Annotated in this window: 20 protein-coding genes; 10 read left to right on the top strand and 10 right to left on the bottom strand. The window is 72.1% G+C overall.

The window, feature by feature from the left end:
• The first annotated feature begins 301 nt into the window (after positions 1–301).
• A complete protein-coding gene (gene rox / locus BL253_RS03645) occupies positions 302–1,846 on the top strand; it encodes a rifampin monooxygenase (protein ID WP_076813533.1) in 1,545 nt (514 codons plus the stop codon).
• 237 nt (positions 1,847–2,083) lie between these two features.
• Here the strand turns inward: rox and BL253_RS03640 are convergent, their stop codons facing one another.
• The 5 genes from BL253_RS03640 to BL253_RS03615 form a co-directional block, all read right to left on the bottom strand.
• Positions 2,084–2,845 (bottom strand): class I SAM-dependent methyltransferase, encoded by a 762-nt coding sequence (locus BL253_RS03640; RefSeq protein ID WP_076813531.1) that lies wholly within the window; start codon positions 2,843–2,845, stop codon positions 2,084–2,086.
• A gap of 236 nt (positions 2,846–3,081) precedes the next feature.
• Positions 3,082–3,840: a maleylpyruvate isomerase family mycothiol-dependent enzyme gene (locus BL253_RS03635; RefSeq protein ID WP_241834492.1), complete on the bottom strand. Its 759-nt coding sequence runs from the start codon at positions 3,838–3,840 to the stop codon at positions 3,082–3,084.
• 94 nt (positions 3,841–3,934) lie between these two features.
• The gene (locus tag BL253_RS03630; protein ID WP_076813529.1) at positions 3,935–4,624 is read right to left on the bottom strand and encodes a class I SAM-dependent methyltransferase; all 690 of its coding nucleotides are present in this window, start codon (positions 4,622–4,624) and stop codon (positions 3,935–3,937) included.
• Between the two features lie 215 nt (positions 4,625–4,839).
• Complete coding sequence (locus tag BL253_RS03620; RefSeq protein ID WP_076813756.1) at positions 4,840–5,403, bottom strand: dihydrofolate reductase family protein; 564 nt, start codon at positions 5,401–5,403, stop codon at positions 4,840–4,842.
• Between the two features lie 44 nt (positions 5,404–5,447).
• Entirely contained in the window at positions 5,448–6,059 is a 612-nt protein-coding gene (locus BL253_RS03615; RefSeq protein ID WP_076813528.1) for an ArsR/SmtB family transcription factor, read from the bottom strand.
• A gap of 122 nt (positions 6,060–6,181) precedes the next feature.
• On the opposite strand from BL253_RS03615, the gene BL253_RS03610 reads away from it, so the two are divergent.
• Together BL253_RS03610 and BL253_RS03605 are read left to right on the top strand one after the other, a co-directional pair.
• On the top strand, positions 6,182–6,682 hold the full coding sequence (locus BL253_RS03610) for a MarR family winged helix-turn-helix transcriptional regulator (RefSeq protein WP_076813526.1): 501 nt from the start codon (positions 6,182–6,184) through the stop codon (positions 6,680–6,682).
• Between the two features lie 91 nt (positions 6,683–6,773).
• Entirely contained in the window at positions 6,774–7,922 is a 1,149-nt protein-coding gene (locus tag BL253_RS03605) for an MFS transporter (protein ID WP_241834490.1), read from the top strand.
• On the opposite strand, the gene BL253_RS43410 is transcribed toward BL253_RS03605, so the two are convergent.
• Positions 7,861–8,193: a hypothetical protein gene (locus BL253_RS43410; RefSeq protein ID WP_241834489.1), complete on the bottom strand. Its 333-nt coding sequence runs from the start codon at positions 8,191–8,193 to the stop codon at positions 7,861–7,863. The two genes, BL253_RS03605 and BL253_RS43410, sit on opposite strands and share 62 nt — an antisense overlap.
• Here BL253_RS43410 and BL253_RS03595 point away from each other — a divergent pair.
• The gene (locus BL253_RS03595) at positions 8,168–8,416 is read left to right on the top strand and encodes a DUF4097 family beta strand repeat-containing protein (protein WP_241834488.1); all 249 of its coding nucleotides are present in this window, start codon (positions 8,168–8,170) and stop codon (positions 8,414–8,416) included. The genes BL253_RS43410 and BL253_RS03595 overlap by 26 nt on opposite strands.
• Before the next feature lie 138 nt (positions 8,417–8,554).
• Here the strand turns inward: BL253_RS03595 and BL253_RS03590 are convergent, their stop codons facing one another.
• Entirely contained in the window at positions 8,555–9,001 is a 447-nt protein-coding gene (locus BL253_RS03590; RefSeq protein WP_076813524.1) for a nuclear transport factor 2 family protein, read from the bottom strand.
• Positions 9,002–9,190: 189 nt separating this feature from the next.
• Between BL253_RS03590 and BL253_RS03585 the strand changes: the two genes are divergently transcribed.
• Together BL253_RS03585 and BL253_RS03580 are read left to right on the top strand one after the other, a co-directional pair.
• Positions 9,191–10,165 (top strand): hypothetical protein, encoded by a 975-nt coding sequence (locus tag BL253_RS03585; protein WP_076813523.1) that lies wholly within the window; start codon positions 9,191–9,193, stop codon positions 10,163–10,165.
• 223 nt (positions 10,166–10,388) lie between these two features.
• On the top strand, positions 10,389–11,216 hold the full coding sequence (locus BL253_RS03580) for a DUF4232 domain-containing protein (protein WP_241834487.1): 828 nt from the start codon (positions 10,389–10,391) through the stop codon (positions 11,214–11,216).
• 30 nt (positions 11,217–11,246) lie between these two features.
• Here the strand turns inward: BL253_RS03580 and BL253_RS03575 are convergent, their stop codons facing one another.
• On the bottom strand, positions 11,247–12,134 hold the full coding sequence (locus BL253_RS03575) for an SHOCT domain-containing protein (RefSeq protein WP_076813519.1): 888 nt from the start codon (positions 12,132–12,134) through the stop codon (positions 11,247–11,249).
• 216 nt (positions 12,135–12,350) lie between these two features.
• Between BL253_RS03575 and BL253_RS03570 the strand changes: the two genes are divergently transcribed.
• The 4 genes from BL253_RS03570 (at position 12,351) to BL253_RS03555 (ending at position 15,463) form a co-directional block, all read left to right on the top strand.
• A complete protein-coding gene (locus BL253_RS03570; RefSeq protein WP_076813518.1) occupies positions 12,351–13,049 on the top strand; it encodes a hypothetical protein in 699 nt (232 codons plus the stop codon).
• Positions 13,050–13,176: 127 nt separating this feature from the next.
• Entirely contained in the window at positions 13,177–13,854 is a 678-nt protein-coding gene (locus BL253_RS03565; RefSeq protein WP_076813517.1) for a uracil-DNA glycosylase, read from the top strand.
• A 105-nt stretch (positions 13,855–13,959) separates the two neighbouring features.
• Positions 13,960–14,424 (top strand): NUDIX hydrolase, encoded by a 465-nt coding sequence (locus BL253_RS03560; protein ID WP_076813515.1) that lies wholly within the window; start codon positions 13,960–13,962, stop codon positions 14,422–14,424.
• Between the two features lie 559 nt (positions 14,425–14,983).
• Positions 14,984–15,463 carry a transcriptional regulator gene (locus BL253_RS03555; protein ID WP_241834486.1) on the top strand — a complete coding sequence of 160 codons (480 nt, stop codon included), beginning with the start codon at positions 14,984–14,986 and terminating at the stop codon, positions 15,461–15,463.
• 125 nt (positions 15,464–15,588) lie between these two features.
• Here BL253_RS03555 and BL253_RS03550 read toward each other — a convergent pair whose 3' ends face one another.
• Both BL253_RS03550 and BL253_RS03545 read right to left on the bottom strand, forming a co-directional pair.
• Positions 15,589–17,442, bottom strand: a complete 1,854-nt coding sequence (locus BL253_RS03550; RefSeq protein ID WP_241834485.1) for an MFS transporter — start codon at positions 17,440–17,442, stop codon at positions 15,589–15,591.
• Complete coding sequence (locus tag BL253_RS03545; RefSeq protein WP_076813754.1) at positions 17,442–18,032, bottom strand: isochorismatase family protein; 591 nt, start codon at positions 18,030–18,032, stop codon at positions 17,442–17,444. The genes BL253_RS03550 and BL253_RS03545 overlap by 1 nt, the downstream gene beginning before the upstream one ends.
• Positions 18,033–18,067 lie beyond the last annotated feature (35 nt).

Here is an 18,067-nt window from a genome sequence, read left to right as displayed (position 1 = left end):
CGGTTCGAAGCGCCGACGACGTCGCCCCACGGCGGCAAGATCAATTTCAGTGGCACTTTCCGTACCTCGACTACCCACCCCAGAACGGGCCCGCGTGAGGTCGTGATCATGTGGCTGGGAATGGGTTGGACGGGACGAGGCTCGGCTTGTAGCTTGCGGTGGACCGTGACACCGCCCGGGGAGGTGAGACCCATGAACGCTGTATCGATGTGGGTGCTCCCCCTCCCGTCACAGTCGGGCGATTGATGTAGGCGTCGCCGGGAGCGCCTTGCCAACAGGGCACTCCCGAAAGGCAACACCTATGGACGCTCCACAGTTCACCGCCGAGCCGTCGTCGAACGGCACGGCGCAGCGCGACCTCACCGTGGGCGACGCCCCCGAGCTCGGGTCGTCGGTTTCCCGGGCCGATCGTGCGCCCCTCGTGTTCGACGTGATCATCGCCGGGTGCGGGCCGACTGGCGCGATGCTGGCCGCGGAACTGCGGCTGCACGATGTGCGGGTACTCGTCCTGGAGAAGGAAACCGAGCCCGTCTCGTTCGTCCGCATAGTCGGTCTGCATATTCGCAGCATCGAGCTGATGGCGATGCGCGGACTGCTGGATCGCATTCTCGAACACGGAAGACGGCGTCCGGCCAGTGGCTTCTTCGCCGCCATCAACAAACCCGTTCCCAAGGGTCTGGATTCCGCGCACGCCTATTTTCTGGGCATCCAGCAGCCGGTCATCGATCACCTGCTCGGAGAGCATGCGATCGGACTGGGCGCGCAGGTCCGGCGCGGCTGCGCGGTGGCCGCGTTCGAGCAGGACGACGAGGGCGTGACCGTCGAGCTGGCAGGCGGGGAACAGCTGCGTTCGCGCTACCTCGTCGGCTGTGACGGCGCGCGCAGTACGGTGCGCGGACTGCTCGGCGTCGGCTTCCCCGGCGACCCCTCGCGGACCGAGACGCTGATGGGCGAGATGGAGGTGGGAGTGCCGCGGGAGGAGATCGCCGCCAGGGTGACCGAAATCGGCGAGACCAACAGGCGATTCAGTCTCCGGCCGTTCGGCGAGAGGGCCTACCAGGTGATAGTCCCCGTCGCGGGAGTCAGCGATCGCGCGGGACCACCCACCCTGGAGGACTTCAGGCAACAGCTGCGCGCCATCGCCGGAACTGATTTCGGTGTGCACTCCCCGCGCTGGTTGTCCCGCTTCGGGGATGCCACCCGGCTGGCCGAACGTTATCGGGTCGGGCGGGTGCTGCTGGCCGGCGACGCGGCACACATTCACCCACCCACCGGCGGGCAGGGCCTCAACCTGGGCGTTCAGGACGCCTTCAACCTCGGCTGGAAACTGGCCGCGCAGATCCGCGGCTGGGCGCCGGAGACGCTGCTGGACACGTACCAGGCAGAACGTCATCCGGTCGCCGAGGACGTGCTGGACAACACCCGCGCCCAGATGGAGCTGCTGTCCACCGAACCGGGCCCGCGGGCCGTGCGCAGGCTGCTCACCGAGCTGATGGACTTCAACGAGGTGAACCGCTATCTGATCGAGAAGATCACCGCGGTCGACATCCGCTACGACTTCGGCGCGGGCCCCGACCTGCTCGGCCGCCGCCTGCGCGACATCGACGTGAAACAGGGCCACCTCTATGGTCTGCTGCATCGCGGCCGCGGCCTGCTGCTGGACCGCACCGAACGCCTGACCGTCGGCGGCTGGTCAGACCGGGTCGACTACCTCGCGGATCCCACCGCGGTGCTCGATGTTCCGTGCGTCCTGCTACGCCCCGACGGCCACGTCGCCTGGATCGGCGATGATCAGCAGGACCTGGACGGCCACCTCTCCCGCTGGTTCGGCAGGCCCGCCGGCTGATTTCGCCTGAGCGCTCGCCATCCCGCCTGTACGCGGCGGGATGGCGAGCCGATCCGCGGCACTGTCAGCCAGGAGCCGGGAGTGGTCGGCGTTCTCGTCGGACATCCACCGCCCGCTGGCATGGCGGAGATGGCCATGCCAGCGGGCGGTGGATGCTGGTCCACACCCGCCACGCGTCCGCGCCTGGACACGTCCGCCGCGGTAGAGGAGCCGGGCTGGAGAATCCGCGTCCACAGGTCAGGCGGGCTTGCGCGCCTCGATGAGGAACCGTGTGGTGTGTGCCCTGAAGGGCCCGTCGGCGCGGATGCGGTCGTGCAGGGCCTCCAGCCGCGGACGGTGGCCGGCGACGGTGAAGCCAGGCACGATCCAGATCACCTTCCGGAGGAAGTAGATCATCGCGCCGATGTCGCGGAACTCGGTGTCCAGGGTCTCCATCCGCAGATCGACGACCCGCGGCCCGGCGGCTTCGGCGGCTGCCCTGGCGTGGTCGGGATGGCGTCGGCGGCGCGTCTCGGCGGGCTGGGGCCCGAGGAAGAACTCGACCAGTTCGAAGACGCTCGCCGGGCCGACCTGCTGGGAGAAGTAGGTGTCTCCCGGTGTCAGCACCCGGCCGATCTCGTCCCAGCAGGTGGCCACGGGATGGCGGCTGACGACGAGATCGAACGTGTCGTCGGCGAAAGGCAGCACCCTGCTGTCGTCCGCGGCCACGACCGCGACCCCGCGGGGCCGCAGCAGCGCGGCGGCTCGCGCGAGGTTCGGCGGCCAGGACTCTGTCACCACGGTCCTTACCGCCAACCGGGGCGCGCCGGCGAGAACCTCCCCGCCGCCGGTCTGGATGTCCAACCCGGCCGTGGCGTGGGCCATCCGCTCGCCCATCGCCCGCGCGTAGCCCCAGGACGGACGCTGCTCGCTGGCCCGACCGTCCAGCCAGGAGAAGTCCCAGCCGTCCACCGGCGCCGTCTCGGCCTCGGCAACCAGGTCGTCGAATCGGTCCGCCACATCCTGATCATGGCATGAGGTGCATGTGGTGGCGGATGAGGAGGCTCCACGTCAGCGCGGGGTGAGGACGTCGAACTCGTTGTGCCCCGCGGTTCCTGCTCCCAGCACACGTTTTCCAGGACGTGTCCGGTGTGGGCGGCACCGCGGCGGCAGGTACGCGGGCGGGCGCTCTTGGACCTCGCGGGGCACCGGCGGGCGGCCAGGCCGTCCTGGCTCGGTCTTGCCGCGGCTCGGTGTCAGAAGGCGGTGCGGTCCAGCCAGGTGCCGAGTACCTTCGGATCGCCGGAGATCGTCAGCCGGGCGTCGGCGGCGGATATCCGGCGTAGCGCCAGCAGATACAGATCGACCGCGGCACCGGAGACGGTCACCGTGGCCTCCGTGGGTACCCCGGTCCACGCGACCGTGTCGCCGCTGCGGGCGACGGACCAGATCGCGGCGCTGTCAGTCGAGGCCAATGCCAGGGTGTTGCCGTCCTCCAGCGGTGTCGCGAACCATGGCGATCCGGTCGCGATCAGGTCCAGCAGTTCGGACAGGCCGTCGGCGGCGATCGCGGGTGCCATGACCACCTCGCGGCCGAGCGCCAGCAGCGCGTCGGCGCGGTGCCCGGTGGCCTCGTGCAGCCGGCGCCGGATCCACCATTCCGCCGGTCGCGGCGCTCCGAACGGGGTCCACACCGGTACCTCGGAACCGGTCGCGCCGACCGCGGCGATGATCTGCCGGGCGCTGTCGCGCAACCACTCGACCGCGGCCTGCTGATCGCGTGGCCGCCGCACGTCCGGGACCTCGGCGAAGTCGACGTTCTCGGTGCTGCGGCGCGTCACCATCGTCGCGGTCCAGCGATGCGCGCCGCCGACGTGGGCGACCAGATGGGCCAGGGTCCAGCCCGGGCAGGTCGGGACGGGCGTGGTGGGATCGGAGCTGCGATAGAGATCGGCCAGCAGATCGGTCTCCGTCAGCAGCGCCGCCCGCGCGGCCTCCGGATCCAGAGAAGTCACGATCTCGACCGTAGCCCATCCGGAAGAGCCGCACCGGTGGACTTCCGCCTTGACAGGCCTGACCGACGCCTCCACGGAAGCATCGTCGGTGACATCAGTCGGTCGGCGACGAGGTCGGCGACGGCCGCGACGGGGCGGGGCGGACGTCGTGGACGATCGGTTTCTCCCAGATCAGGAGGTAACGCCAGAACAGGAGCCGCCGCACTCGTACGCCGGGCAGTACGGCGGCGGCCTCGCGCGCAGCCTCGCGCGTCGTCAGCGGCGGGTTCATGACCACGGGCATGCCCGTACGCGTGTGGTGCTCCTTCACGAATGGCCTGCTGCCCCGTAGCAGGCCATTCACGAGGAACGCGGCGCCGAGCAGGTGGTGCGCGACGGCCGCGACGAATTCGACGTGCCATTCGTGGCGCAGGTCCATGCGGGGCAGGACGACGGCGGCGAGAATCCCGCCGGGCCGCAGGGCGGCCGCGAGCACCGGAAGCGCGTCCGGCAGCGGCATGTGGTGCAGGGCGGTGATAGAGAGAATCGCGTCGTAGTCCTTGCCCGGCAGCGGGTCGGCCAGCACATCCGCGAGAACGCAGTGGACGTTGCCGGGGGTGTGGCGCCTCGCCTCCTCGATCATCCGCGCGGAGCGGTCGACGGCGTCGACCTGCTCGCTGTGCTGGGCGAGCCGGGCCGCGAACTCTCCGGCGCCACAGCCGACATCGAGCACCCGCTGGCAGGGCCGCGGCAGGTGGCGCAGCAGCAGCCGCTGGTAATAGGCGTTGTGAGACCAGTCGAGCACAGCCGACACTATGCCGCTGCGCGGCCGCCTCCCCGCAGGCGGTCTGGCTACGGTCACCCTGGGCGACATGCGGTCGGGTGCGTGATCAGCCGGGGCTCAACCRCCGCCGTGCCGTTGCCACCTGCCACGACAAGCTGGCCGTCCGCCGCGAAGCGACAGTCAGCGTCGCCGCAGTCAACGAATGGCTCCGCTGACTGATTTCTGAAACACACCCATCAGCGCACGACGTCGAGGACCTGCTTCTGGACGCCGTTGGGGTAGGCCTCGGACTCGACGAGCTTCAGCATCGTCTTGTCCTTGTCGGTCTCGCTGAACAGCCGCTTTCCCGCGCCGAGCAGCACGGGGAAGACGAGCAGGTGGTAGCGGTCGACCAGCCCGGCGTCGGCGAGGCTCTTCCCGAGGGCCGCGCTGCCGTGCACCGCGATCGGGCCGCCGTCGGTCTCCTTCAGCGCGGCCACGTCGTCGAGGGACCGCAGGATCGTCGCCGGCCACCGCGAGTCGGCCTCGGCGAGGGTGGTGGACACGACGTAGCGCGGCATGGCGTTGTAGCCGGCGAACTCGGTCATCGTCGGCCAGATGGGGGCGAACGCCTCGTAACTGTTCCGTCCGAGCAGCAGTGCGGTGGTCTCCTCCTGTTCGCGGCCCTTGATCTCGTAGGCGGCGGGGTCGAAGTCGATGTCCTTGAAGGTCCAGCCGGTGTTCCGGTAGTCGGACTCCCCGCCCGGTGCCTCCATGACCCCGTCGACGGACACGAAGGCGGTCACGATCAGCGTGCGCATCAGGTTCTCCTCTGGTGGTTGGCGGTTGGAGCGGTTGGTCGTCGTCACGCGGGATCCGGCCCGTTCGTCGCGCTCGGGGCCTTCAGGCTGGGATGCAGGGCGATCATCAGACGGTGGGGGCGTCCGCCGGGCGCGGCCTCGTCGTGGTACCTGGCGACCAGGGCGGTGACGGCGTCGGACAGCTCCGCCGCGAACGCGGCCCGGTCGGCGGCCGTGGCGAAGCGGATCTCGCTGTCGACCGCGAAGGTCGCGAGCCGCTTGCGGGCCGCCGTGGCGCCGGCGAGCAGCTCGCCCACCTCCCGGATGAGCCGGGCCGCCAGGGCGAGCATCCACCGGGCCGACGTCTGGTCCCGGGTGCGGTCCGGGTCGGGAGCGACGTCGGGCAGCGCGCTGGGTGAGATGACGTACGAGCCGGCGGTCGCCCGCAGGACCCGTTCGGTGCAGTTGCCCTTGCGCCGCTCCTCGATGAGCTCGACCAGGCCGTGCTGCTCCAGCGCGCGCAGGTGGTAGTTCACCTTCTGCCTGGTCAGCCCGGTCCGCGCGGCCAGCGTCGTGGCGGACCCCGGTTCGGCCAGCGCCGCCAGCAGCCGCGCGCGCATCGGGTCCAGCGAGGCCTCCGCCGCGCGCGCGTCCTCGATCACCGCCACATCCAGCATGCCCTCAGCATGCCGCCGACAATAAAAACTGTCAAGGAGGGGATGCCTGTCAGTACGGGTGGACGGCTGAAGGTCCAGGGCAGTCGTAACAGCACTTATATAAGTACTGTTACGATGCGGGGATGCCTGAGGATCACCCGCTCGATCCCACCCGGCAGGGCCTCTGGAGGCCCCTGCGGCTTCTCCAGGCGTCGATGGACGCGGACATCGCCCGGATCTACGCCGAGGCGCGGATCGACGGGCTCAAGCCGAGCTTCGTGATGGAGCTGCTGCGGCTGCACGCATACGGCCCGATGACCATCACGGAGCTGGCCGAGTCGGTCGGGCGGACGCATTCGGCGCTCAGCCAGAAGGTGGCCGCGATGCGCTCGGCCGGCTGGGTCAAGACCATCGCCGGCGACGACGGGCGCAGCAAGAAGGTGACGCTCACCGACAAGGCCCGCGGCGTTGTCGGTGCCCTGGCGGCGGAATGGCGGGCCACCGAGGCCGCCCTCGCCGACATCGAGGCGGAGATCCCGTATCCGCTGAGCCGGGCCGTCGCCGACATCGAGCGGGCCCTGGAGCGCAGAAGCTTCCGCGACCGGATCGCCGAGAAGCTGGCGGAGGACCCCGCGTGGGTCTGAGCGGCGTGCTGCTGGACGTCACTCCTCTGCGCGCGCGCCGCGCTTCCGGCGGCTGTGGATCGGGCAGGCGTTCTCCGGGTTCGGCAGCCAGATGACGCTCGTCTGCGTGATGTTCCAGGTCTGGGAGGCGACGAGGAGCACCGCGTGGACCGGCGCCGTCGGCCTGGCCCAGGCGATTCCCCTCGTCACGCTCGGGCTGTTCACCGGATCGCTCGTCGATCGCGTGGACCGGCGGACGTTCTACCTCGCCACGACCAGCGGTCAGGCCGTGTGTTCTCTCCTGCTCGCCGCGCAGAGCCTCGTCGGGCGTCTTCCGACCGGCGCGGTGCTGGCACTGGTCGCGGCRCAGTCCTGCTTCGCCGCCGGCAGCGGCCCGGCCTCCCGCACCTTCATCCCGCACCTGCTACCGACCAGCCAGCTGGCCGCCGGACTGGCGCTGAGACGGATCGCCTTCCAGGGCTCCATGCTCGCGGGCCCCGCGCTGGGCGGGCTGATCGTGGGCCGTTTCGGCGTCGGCACCTGCTATCTGATCGACGCGCTCACCTTCGCCGCCGCGTTCCACGGCGCGTTCGGCCTGCCCCAGCTGAGTCCCGGAGACGAGCCCGCCCGGCCGGGCCCGCGGGGCGTCGCCGACGGCCTGGTCTTCCTGGCGCGCGCTCCCGTCATTCGCGGAGCCCTGCTCACCGACCTGGCCACCACCGTGCTGTCCATGCCGATCAGCCTGTTCCCCCTGGTCAACGCCGAGCGGTTCGGCGGCGACCCGCGCTCTCTCGGCCTGTTCCTCAGCGCGATCGCGGTCGGGGGCGTCGCCGCGTCCCTGCTCTCCGGGTCCTTCACCCGGCTCGCCCACCCCGGCCTGGTCATGCTCGGTGCATCCGCCGCGTGGGGCGCGGCGATCACCCTGTTCGGCCTGGCATCCGACCCGCGGATCGGGCTGGCCTTCCTGGTCCTCGCCGGCGCGGCCGACACGGTCGCCGTGGTCTCCAGGAGCACGATCGTCCAGACGCACACCCCGAGCGATCTGCTCGGCCGCGTCAGTGCCGCCGAACAGATCGTCGGGCAGGCCGGCCCTGACATCGGCAACCTTCGCGGCGGCCTCATGGCGGACGCCACGTCGGGCCCGGCCGCCCTGGTCACCGGTGGCCTGCTCTGCGTCGGCGCCGTGGCCCTGGTGGGAATCACCGCCCCCGGCCTGCGCCGGTCCGCCGCGGCGTCTCCACCGCGCCACCAGCCCGCCTGAGCGAGATCCGCGGCGGAGCGCCGCAAGCCGAGCCCCGGTCAACCGTGGTCTGGACCTCGTTGTTCGGGGCTGTTCGGGGCTGTTCGGGGCTGGTGTGGAGGACCTGGCGTGCCTGTTCGGCGGCGCGGGTGATGCTTTCGCTGATGAAGTCGAGGAAACGGGCGATGTTCTCCAGGCGCAGCGCGGCGGGGGTGTCGGGGCCGAGGACGGCGACGCCCTGGCGGGCGGTCTCGACGAGCTGGTCGTTGGACCGGGCGCTGGCGATCGTCACCACGAGGGGCGACATCCGGATCGCCGAGGCCGTGCGCGGCACGGTCGGGTTGCGCACCCAGTCCGGCGACATCTCGATCACCGCCGCCGCCGGCGTCTCAGCCGCCCTGGACGCCGCCACCAGCCACGGCCGCGTCAGCAACGCCCTCAAGAACAACGGCACCATCGAACTCGACGTCCACGCCACCACCGCCCAGGGCGACATCACCGCCCGCGGCCTCTGAAAGCGCCAGCCGCCGCGGCCGCCGCGGCGTCCCGGGCCGGGTGCTCGGGACGCTCTCGGTCGACCGGCGCCGGAGAAGCATCGGCGGGGGCGGGGCCTGCCCTGCGGAGTGCCCGACCCGCGTCAGCGGTGGCCGGCCTCACGGGTGGCCGGTCTCCGGCAGGTCCACGGTGTTGCGGCGGTACTGGATCTTCCAGCCGTCCGGGGTGCGTACGTGGCGGCTGTGGTGGTGCCCGAACCAGACGACGCGGGTCAGCCCGTCTTCCTGGGTGCGGCCGACGCCGTAGAGCATCGTGGAACTGGCGGTGTCGCCGTCGACGGTGATCCTCGGGTTCATCTCCATGTGGATCACCGGCGGCGGGTTCTTCGCCATCACCGCACCGAGCATCTCCTTGATCGCGGCTCGTCCGCGCGCGGTCCGGCCCGTGCTCATCTCGAACTCGCCGTCCTCGGCCCACAGCTCGGCCCAGGCGTCGAGGTCACGGGTGTCGAGCAGCTCGCCGTAGTCGACCAGGCTCTGCAGGATCTCCTCCCGGTCCTCCAGCAGTCGCACGCGCTCTTCGAGGCTCAGCTTGCTTCTGGTCATGGCGAGTAGCTTGACCAGTAGATTTGAACTCAGTCAAGAATTTGCCCTGGGTGGCCGCCGCCCCACATGGTCCGGCCCGGCCATGCGCACCAGGACCGGCCGGCGCCGCGGCCGCCGGTCGACTTTGGTCACGCCCGGGCCTACCCAAGGCGGTAGAGGGCGCCGCCGGGTCGGGCCCACGATGGGCGCATGTCGTGGCGTCCCGTCCTCGCGCTGCTGTTGGTAGCCCCGTACCTGGGAGAGGTGCTGTCGACGGCGACACCTCCGATCGAGCTGCTCCTGCCGTGGAACCTCGCGTTCTTCGCCGCGCTCTACGGCTGCGGCGCGTTGCTGTGCCGCGAGATGGCGCATCGATGGGGACTCGGCCTGCCCGGACTCGCGCTGCTCGGCGCGGCCTACGGCGTCTACGAGGAGGCACTGGTCGACCGGTTCTGGTTCGACCCCGGATACGCCCAGGACGCCGGGGTCGATGGGTACGCCGAGGTCTGGCACACGAACCTGCTGGTGGCCGCGCAGCTCACCGCCTTCCACAGCGCGGTGAGTGTGTGCTCCTCGGTGCTCGTCGTCACGTGGCTGTTCCCGGGTGACCGCGACCGCGCCTGGGTCCGTCCGCGAGGCCTGGTCATCGCCGGGGTCGCGATGCTGCTCGCCCTGCTCCTCGTGTACGAGGAGTTCGTCCGGCCACCGCTCGGCCCGACGCTGGTGGCGCTCGCGGTCGGCATCCTGCTCGTGGTGGCCGCGCGGCTCTCCCGGCGCCCGCCGCCACGGCTGGCCCGCCCGTCGTCGCGCCGCCCTCGAACGCGGCTGCTCGGCGTCGCGGCGTTCGTCTGCACCGGTGCGTACTTCATGCTCATCTACGCGGCCCCGTCGACGGGGCTGCCGTGGCCGGTCGGGCTCGCCGTCGTTCTGGTGCCACTCGGAATCGGCGTCCTGACCATGCGACGCTGGGCCACGACGGGGCCACTCGGACGCGACGGGCTCGCGGTGGTCACCGGAATTCTCGGCTTCTTCATCGCGCTGGACGCGCTCGTCGGGCTCGGCGGCCGCTACGACCTCACCGCCAGCGCCGTGCTCTCAGCCCTGGCTCTGGCCTGGTTGCGCCGGCGTGTCCGTACCCAGGCCCGCGCCGCCGCGGAACACGGATCCGCTCTCGAGCCTCACTGAAGCCGCTTCGCGCCTCGGGGTCCGAAGAACACCGGAGCGAAATCCAGCGCTGACCTGACGGTCTCGCGCACGGTCACTCCGGGAAACCCGGCGGGGTACGGCAAGGGGCGTCGGCGGCGACTGGCGCACCTGCATCTGGTGGGATGGGCGCATGCGAAGAGCTGCCCCTCTTCTTTCGGCCCTTGCCGTGCTTGTGCTGCTCGCGGCGTGCGGGCGTGGGGGGATGACCGTGGCGCGGAGGTCGGTCAGCGACCCGCCCGTGGACGGCGTCCGGATCACCTCGATGACCGTCTTCACCGGCAGGATTCCCAAGTGCCCCCCCGACCCCGACTCCTACACCGGCGACGACCGGACTCCCGATCCTCTCCCCACCGGCGGCCCGCCGATCTCGGCCACCTACGAGGTCACCAACGAGGACGCCGAGGCGTTTACCTACACGATTGATTTCGCCTTCACCGGGGGGGACACCGTGCAGGAGACCGTGCGCGCGGTCGGCCCCGGCGCGACCGTGYACGGCACGGTCCAGCCGGGGGCGCCGCGCCCCGGCTCGTGCCCGGTGACCGACGCCAGGGTCGCCAGGGTGACCAGGGTGCCCGCCGCCCAGGCGCCGCCCGCGCCCGGCGAGTGCCCGCTCTCCGGCGTCCGCCTCACCGCCGCTGACGGGACCACCGCCATGGGCCGAAGCGAGCAGCGGATATCCCTGGAGAACTGCGGGACGCGCGACTACTCCCTCGACGGCTACCCGCTCCTGGAGGTGCTGGACGAGGACCGGTCACCCGTCGAGGGAATCCAGATCCGGCAGGGGAGCGGTATCCCGGCACAATCCGGGGTGCCGGCGCTACCGGGATTCGACGAACCCGCCGGCCCGCTGGTCCTGAAGCCGGGCGAGCGCGCCTTTTCGGCCTTCGAGTGGCGCAACGACTCCAACAGCATCCCGTATCTCAGGGTGCGGGCCCAGCCCGGCGCCGCGCCGGTGATCCTGACGCTTCACCTCAACCTCGGCGATACCGAGACTCTGGTCGTCGGCGGCTGGACGCGCCCCCCGGCGTAGGGCCCCGGCTTCGGCGTCGCCGGAAAGGACCTACAGGCGGGCCAGCAGCTCGGCCTTCTTGGCGGCGAACTCGTCGTCCGAGAGCACGCCGCGCTGGTGCAGGTCGCCCAGCCGGTCAAGGGTCGCCAGGACCACCTCGGGGTCCGTGCCGCCCGCGGCGGCCCCCGCCGCGGGGGCGGGCCGGGGCGCGCTGGCGACCGGGTCGGGGCTCGACCCAGGAACCGACACCGGGGCGGCCGCCGGGCGGACGAGGTCGGGCGGTTCCGAGGCGGGCTGGGGCGCGGGGACCGGGTCCTGCCGCGCGGCTGGGTGCTGCCGCGGGTCCGGGGGTGCCGTGCTCACCAGGGGCAGGCTGTCGACGGTGAAGGTGCCGTGCTGACTGGAGAAGGACAGCGTCCCGGGCACGGCGCCCTGTTGCTGTCGCACTCCGCCGATGAGGTGGTCGAGGGTGTCGTGGATCCGGACCGGGCCGTCTCCGCTCTGCACGGCCAGCCGCCGCGCGGCCGGGAAGACCGCGTACCGGGAGTCGTTCTGGCCGCCGCTGGAGCTGGGCCGCCCCAGGTCACCGGGCCACCAGTCGTCCAGGTTCGCCGGGTGGACCGCGCCGGGCCGCGCGTCGGCGCCGGGCGGCGGTGGCGCGGGTGCGTACACCGGCGTCGAGGCGAGCAGGTTCGACAGTTCCGCGGCGAGGCCGCTGACCGTGGCCTTCAGGCCGTTGTCGAACATGTCGCCGATCATCGTCATGCCGCCGGCCATCCACTGCCCGCTGCCGCCGAGCTCAGGATGGGAGAACTGTGCCCCGGTGCCGTTGCCCCGCCGTACCGCCTCCAGCAGCGTGCGCACCGCGTCGGTGCTCACGCCGTACCGGCGGGCGAGATCCACGACCGCCTGCTCACCCTGGCCGGTCAACTCGCGCATGCAGGATCTCTCCCAATACGGTCTGGTCTCGGTCAGCTGCCCGTCCGCTCAACAGCCAGTGGCGGCATATGCCTTTCGGCTGCTGGGCGAACTCCGCCGACGCCTCCGGACCAGGTTAAGCGGGCAGACGTTATAGAACGCCTCAAACGGGCAACCCGGGTCAGGGTGGCGCCTCCGCGCACACCGGTCGGATTGATCCTGGCGAAGGGGCCCGGTATGTGGACCCGAACGGCGACGGCCGCGGCCGTCTCTCTGTGTGCCGTGTTCGCGATGGCGGGCTGCGACGCCGTCAGCGGCACGTCCGACGGCGTGGGGACCGGCGCGTCCGGGACCGCCACGCCCGGCGGACCTACGCCCAGCGGACCCACGCCTGGTGGATCCACGACGACGAGCGAAGGGCCGTTCGCGATGCCGGCGTCGGCCTGTGGCCTGGTCGAGGCGTCGTCGGTCGAACGGGTCGCGGGCCGCGCGTCGGTGACGCTGACCCCGGTGGGCGGGTCGCCGACCGGTTCCGGCAAGACCGTGCTGACCTGCGCCTTCACCGACGGAGCGGTCCCGGTCGGGCTGCTGACCGTCGACGTCCGTTCCGCCGACGAGAACAAGACCGCCGCCGAGGAGCTCGACGCCTCGGTCGCCGGCAGCCTGTACAAGTCCAGCACGACCGAGCCGGTCTCCGACCTGGGCGACGCGGCGAAGTACGGCACCGCCCTCAGCGTCGGCGGTCTCACCTACGCCACCGTCTGGACGATCAGGCTGGGCGGTGGGAAGGTCGGCGACCTGTCGGTCACCGTCGCCTCCGACACGCCGGAGACGGCGCGCCCGGGCATCGTCGACCTCGCCCGGACCGCGCTGACCCGGCTTGGGCAGCCCGCCGCCAGCCCCACGGTCACGGTCAACCCCGAGACCGGCCCCTGATCCCCGTCGTCCGCGGGCGGGCGTCGGCCACACCCCGCGGCGTGGCGTGGCCTCCCCGAGAAGCCCGAGGGAGGCCACGCCCGCCCACCCCTCCGGGCGGTGGGCGGCGTCAGTAGGGTGATCAGCCATGTCGGCACAACCACTGCGGGAACTCGTCGAACCGGGCTGGGCGCAGGCCCTGGAGCCGGTGGCTGACCGGATCGCGTCCATGGGTGAGTTCCTGCGCGCGGAGATCGCGGCGGGGCGCAGCTACCTCCCGGCCGGCGAGAACGTCCTGCGGGCCTTCAAGCAGCCCTTCGACGAGGTCCGGGTGCTGATCGTCGGGCAGGATCCCTACCCGGCCCCGGGGATGGCCATCGGGTACAGCTTCGCGGTCGCGCCCGAGGTGCGCCGGCTTCCGGGCAGCCTGGAGAACATCTTCCAGGAGCTGTGCTCGGACCTGGACGTGCCGAGGCCCTCGAACGGTGACCTCACGCCGTGGACCCGGCAGGGCGTGCTGCTGCTGAACAGGGCCCTGACGACGGCGCCGGGCAAGCCGGGCTCGCATCGGGGCAAGGGCTGGGAGGTGGTCACCGAGCAGGCGATCCGCGCCCTGGCCGCCCGGGGCAAGCCCCTGGTCGCGATCCTGTGGGGCGCCGACGCGCGCAGCCTGAAGCCCTTCCTGGACGGCACCCCGACGATCGAGTCCGCCCACCCGTCGCCTCGCTCCGCGGACCGTGGCTTCTTCGGCTCCCGGCCGTTCAGCCGCGCCAACGACCTCCTGCTCAGCCAGGGCGCCCAGCCCGTCGACTGGCGCCTCCCGTAGGCCGGGCGGACCGTGGGCGGGCGGACGGCCGCCCGCCTCCGGGCGGACGGCCAGCATGAGCGGCCGGCGGGTGGGCAGGTGGACGCCCGGGTAAGAGGGGGCGTGATGGACGAGGCGGGAAAGGCCACCGAGGCGAAGCGGACCCCCGCCGGCAGCGTCGAGGTCCGGGCGGCCGGCGGAGTGGTGTGGCGGCCCGCCGCGGCCGGCGGGGTCGAGATCGTGCTGGTGCACCGGCCAAGGTACGACGACTGGTCGCTGCCCAAGGGCAAGCTCGGCGACGGCGAGACCTGGCTGGCCGCGGCCGTCCGCGAGGTCGCCGAGGAGACCGGGCTCGCCGTCGAGGTCGGCGCGCCCCTCGGCGACGTGACCTACCCGGTGCACCGGCACGGGATTGCGGCGACCAAGGCCGTGCGGTACTGGGCGCTGCGCGCGACCGGGGGGACGTTCACACCCAACGAGGAGGTCGACCAGCTGCGCTGGCTGCCACCTGACGCGGCCGCGTCGCTGCTCACCCGCGACCTCGACCGGGAGATCGTGGAGCGGTTTCTCCGGCGACGGCCAGCCGGCTGAGCTGAGAGACCCGGCCGCGGACGGATCCGCCGCCGGACACGTCGAGCGCCGGGGCACCGGGCACCTTCGCCTTCGCCTTCGCCTTCGCCTTCGCCTTCGCCTTCGCCTTCGCCTTCGCCTTCGCCTTCGCCTTCGCCTTCGCCTTCGCCGCGAGGGTACGAGCCGTTCATGATCTGGTGGGATCCTCGGAGCTCCAGCTCCCACAATCGCACCAGATCATGAAACGCGGCCCCAGCGCCGACCCGCCGCCGGGTTCGCCGTCGTCCCCATGTGCGGCCGGTCACCCGCGGCCGCGCGGAAAACCCGTGCCGGCGCCGCGGAAAGCCGGGCGGCACAGATCCTCCACAGCGTCCTCTCATGCGCGCACAGGATTCCCACGGCGTCGGCACAGGGAGCGGAACTAGCGTGACGAAAGTGCCGACGAGCTGGGAAAACGTAACGGAATCACTTCCCGGCCCGGTCGCTGGAAGGAGTCCGGGAGGCCGGGCGTGAATTATCCGTTTGCATGCTGAGGAGAAATGTTGTGCGCTTTTCCAGGAATGTCCGCCGTACCATTTCCGTGACGCTGGCCGGCGCGGCGGTCGTCGGCGCCGCGGCGCTGCCCGCCAGTGCGGCCACCGCCACCGCGCCCTCGGCGGCCCGGCCGTCGGCGGCGTCGTCCTCGGCGGCGAGCCCGGCCCGCCAGCAGGTGCGGGTGGACATCGCCATCGCGCCGGCGTCGCTGCCGGCGGGGGCACGGGCCGTGCTGGTCCGCGACGTCACGGCCGGCACCGTCGTCGGCGTCTACCGGCTGAAGACCGGCGAGGTGACCCACGTGACGGTGACGGTGCCGGCCGGGACGACGCTCGAGATCTCGGCGCTGACCTCGGCGGACGCGAACCGGCCGGCCGGGCTCGGCACCGTGCGGGTGGTCGTGGGCGCCAAGGGTTCCACGGCCGCGGGCAACACGGTGACCGTCACGTTCCGGCGGGGAGGGAAGCCGCAGGCTTCGCCGAGCGCGCAGCTGGGCCGGCAGGGCGCGAGGGTCTCCGTGCGCTGACCCGGTCACGGTCGGCCGGGTGACACGGAGAAGGCCGCCCGGCCCGCCCGGCCGTCGGATGGGATGGCGGGTCCGGCTGACAGCGGGCCGAAAACCGCTGGCGGGCACCGCCGTGCCCGGGCCGTCTAGCCGTGTGGTCGCGGCGCGCCGTCCCCGGGCGCCGGCAGGGCGTCCCGCGCGGCGGGCGCCACCTCCGGCGTGCCGTCCGGCTCGACGCCGGCCGCCGGCTGGCCGGGCTCCTGCGCGCGGGCGGCGGGAATTCCCGCCGGGACGGGCGGCTGGCGGGCGCCGCGCAGCGCGGAGGCGACGGCGGCGACCAGGGCGAGGACCGTGGCGACGGCGAACACCACGACCAGGCCGTGGTGGAACGGCCCGGAGATCAGGTTGGGGAAGAACTCGTGGCCGGTCAGCGCCTCCCGCTGTCGCGGGGTGAGCCGCGCGAGCGTGCCGGCGGGGAGCAGGTGCTCGAGCGGGTTGAACCCCAGCTGCGCGGCGAACAGCGACGCGACCGGCGGCAGGTGCCCGACCTGGGTGGCGACGTCCGCGGGCACGCCCTGCTGGGTGAGGCCCGTGGACAGGGCCCGTGGGAGGCTGCCGGCCAGCCCGGCGATCATGAGGGAGAAGAAGACGCCGATCGACAGGGCGGTCCCCGTGTTCTGGAACGTCGCGCGCATCCCGGAGGCCACGCCCCGCTGCGGCGCCGGCACGCTCCCCATGATCGACGACGAGTTCGGGGAGGCGAACATGCCGCTGGCGATCCCGTTCACCGTGATCAGCAGCGCGAACGGCACGTAGCCGAAGTCGACCGGCAGCAGCATGAGGCCGACGAAGGTGGCGCCGAACAGCACCGCCCCGGAGCTGGCGATGCCCCGCGAGCCCAGCCGGTCGGACAGGTAGCCGCTGATCGGCCCGGCGACGAGGAACCCGAACGTGAGCGGGAGCAGGAAGATGCCGGCCCGCAGCGGGGTGTCCTCGTAGTCGTAGCCGTGCAGCGGCAGCCACACGCCCTGCAGCCAGACGATCAGGATGAACTGCATCCCGCCGCGGCCGATCGACACGCACAGCCCGGCGATGTTGCCCATGGCGAAGGCGCGGTTGCGGAAGAGCCCCAGGTTCACCATCGGCGTCCTGATCCGGTTCTCGATGGCGACGAACGCCACCAGCAGTGCGCCGCCGGCGGCGAGCAGGGCGATCACGAGCGGCCGGGTCCAGCCCATGGTGTGGCCGCCGTAGGGCTGCAGGCCGTAGGTCACGGCGACGAGCACCGCGGACAGGCCGACGCCGAAGGTGAGGTTGCCCCACCAGTCGATCCGGCCGCCGCCGCGCGCCGCCGTCTCGCGCAGCCGGGCGTAGGCCCAGATCGTGCCGAAGATGCCGACGGGGACGTTGACCCAGAAGACGGCCCGCCAGTCCCAGGCGGCGAGCAGCCCGCCGGCGACAAGGCCGACGAACTGGCCGGCGAGCGCGGCGACCTGGTTGATACCGAGCGCGAAGCCGCGCTGCTCGGCCGGGAAGGCGTCGGTGAGGATCGCCGCGGAGTTCGCCGTGAGCATCGACCCGCCGACGGCCTGCAGCAGCCGCCAGCCGATCAGCCACATCGCCCCGTGCGCCTTGTCGAACGGGTCGAACGACAGCAGCACGGAGGCGACGGTGAACACCGCGAACCCGGCGTTGTAGAGCCGGACGCGGCCGAACATGTCGCCGAGCCGGCCGACGGTGACCACGAGGACCGCCTGTACCAGCCGATAACCCATGATCATCCACAGCAGGAACGCGATGTTGCCCGGGGCCAGCGGGTCCAGGTGCACGCCCCGGAAGATCGCCGGCAGCGCGATCAGCACGATCGAGCCGTCGAGCGCCGACATGAACACCGCCGCCGTGGTGTTCGTCAGCGCGGTCCACCGGTAGGGGTCGGGCGCGGGCCGGGCGGGCGTGGGGGGCAGGGCGGCGGCCGGGTCGGCCGCGGGTCGCTCCCCCATCAGGCGTGCGTCTTGGCGAGCAGCTCCAGGATCTCGGCGGTGGTGGCGGTCTCGCCGAGGCGGGGGAAGATCACCCGGATGCTGTGCTCGTGGGACTCGGCGGACATGTCCGCCATTGCGTCGGTCGCCAGGGTGACGTGGTAGCCGTGCTCGTGGGCGGCGCGGGCGGTGGACTCCACGCCGATGCTCGTCGCGACGCCGGTGAGCACGATCTGGGTGATACCGCGGCGGCGCAGGATCACGTCCAGCTCGGTGCCGTGGAACGCCCCCCAGTTGCGCTTGGTGACGACCACGTCCTTCGGGTGGCCGGCGAGCTCGTCGACGATCTCGTCCCACCCCGCGGGGCGGGGCGTCGCGGCCATGCCTCGGCCCGCGTCGGTGCGGCCCGGTGGCGTGTCCGCCCCGTCGGCGGCGAACGAGACGCGTACCAGCACCACCGGCAGGCTGGCGGCGCGGAACGCGTCGGCGAGCGCCACGGTCTGGGTGACGACCTCGCCCGCGGGGTGCGGGACGGTGGACCTGCTGGCGACGCCCTTCTGCAGGTCGATGACGACGAGCGCGGTCTTCGGGTCCAGCGCGGTGGCGGTCATGAGGCTGCCTTTCGTCGTGAGACCGCGGATGGCGG

It is taken from the genome of Pseudofrankia asymbiotica (assembly GCF_001983105.1).
GTDB lineage: Bacteria > Actinomycetota > Actinomycetes > Frankiales > Frankiaceae > Pseudofrankia > Pseudofrankia asymbiotica.
Note: the sequence above shows the minus strand (reverse complement) of the source record. Positions and strands in the feature narration are given on the sequence as shown.